Annotated in this window: 2 protein-coding genes; one reads left to right on the top strand and one right to left on the bottom strand. The window is 37.0% G+C overall.

All coding sequences use genetic code 11. The annotated features are described in order from the left end of the window. Nucleotides 1–61: 61 nt before the first annotated feature. Nucleotides 62–859: an ABC transporter permease gene (locus tag LQ229_RS26910; protein ID WP_356712230.1), complete on the top strand. Its 798-nt coding sequence runs from the start codon at nucleotides 62–64 to the stop codon at nucleotides 857–859. A 121-nt stretch (nucleotides 860–980) separates the two neighbouring features. Here the strand turns inward: LQ229_RS26910 and LQ229_RS26905 are convergent, their stop codons facing one another. Beyond that, nucleotides 981–1274, bottom strand: coding sequence for an AraC family transcriptional regulator (locus LQ229_RS26905; RefSeq protein ID WP_290370085.1), 294 nt, complete (start codon nucleotides 1272–1274; stop codon nucleotides 981–983). Nucleotides 1275–1422 lie beyond the last annotated feature (148 nt).

Below are 1422 nucleotides of genomic sequence, written 5' to 3'. Positions count from 1 at the left end.
TGTGGTAGACTTCACCTAAAAGGTGCTCCTCTCTTTGGGTGTAGTGTTCTCGACAAACACCATTCTACCAAAGATTTGGGCACTTTTTTATGTTTTCAATGAACGGTACTTTCGAAATTTAGGATTACTTTTTACGCGAAAGATGTTAGAAACATTACGGGAACCAAGTTGGGTCATAGCTGGTTTATCAACGCCACTCTTATATCTTGCATTATTTTTTCCTCTATTAAAAAATTTGAATTCACCTATATTTGGATCTGGTGAAGTACTTGATATTTTTTTACCCGGTTTGTTAGCTCTTATCGCTTTTGGTTCAGGAGTGGGAGCTGGTTGGGGTGTTATATTTGAACTACAAAGTGGTGTGATCGAACGTCTTCGCGTTACTCCGACTCGTAGATTTTCACTACTTATGGGTTCTGTACTTAGAGACACTGTTATGTTTATCGTACCTGCTCTTTTAGTAATTATTGTGGCGTCTTTTTTTGGCTTTCAACCGCACTGGGGAGGTACATTGGTTTTAATAGTTCTTCAATCTTTGTTGACCGTTATAGTTTCAGCCATATCAGGTAGTTTAGGATTGATATTGAAGGATATAGGAAGTTTAGCGGCTATTGTCACCAGCTTCCAGTTACCTATTATGTTACTTTCAGGGGTATTACTCCCTATCTCCCTAGGACCAAATTGGCTTCAAATTGTTGCACATTTTAATCCGATGTATTATGTGGTAGAAGCATCACGAATATTAGCGGAAGGTGTTATTGCTCATCAGCAAGTCTGGTTAGCTTTCTTTATTATTATTCCTTTAACAGTAATTGTGTTATGGTGGTCTACAAGAGTTTATAGTAAATATGTAGCATGATGTCCCTCCCGTCTTTATTTAATAAGCTTCTTTTTTCATTTTTTGTACTATCAGCGTTCTGATTACATCAGATATTGATAAATATTAGTAAAAAATACCTCGGAGGCGCGCTCTATAATGATCAGTCGCTGGTAGTCGAATCGGTGACTGCTTTTTTATTTTTAACAATTGTTGTACTTTTTTGAAATTGTGATCGATATTTTTGTGGAGACATTTTCTTGTGGCTGGAGAAAGAATTTGAGAAATGCGATAAGCTATTAAATCCAACCAAGTATGCTATATCTTCAACCGAATAACTTGTTTTTCGCAGTAATTCTGTTGCCTTATTCAATCGATACTGGATCAAATACTGCTGCGGACTAACCGTTACATATTCTTTGAATAACTTGAACAGATAGGTACGTTCAATTTTCAGGGTAGCTGCAATAAAACTGACCCTAAATTTCGAAAGTACCGTTCATTGAAAACATAAAAAAGTGCCCAAATCTTTGGTAGAATGGTGTTTGTCGAGAACACTACACCCAAAGAGAGGAGCACCTTTTAGGTGAAGTCTACCACACCCA

Source organism: Paenibacillus sp. CECT 9249 (assembly GCF_918697855.1).
In the GTDB taxonomy this organism is placed as follows: Bacteria; Bacillota; Bacilli; order Paenibacillales; family Paenibacillaceae; genus MSJ-34.
This window is presented reverse-complemented; position numbering and strand designations above follow the sequence as displayed.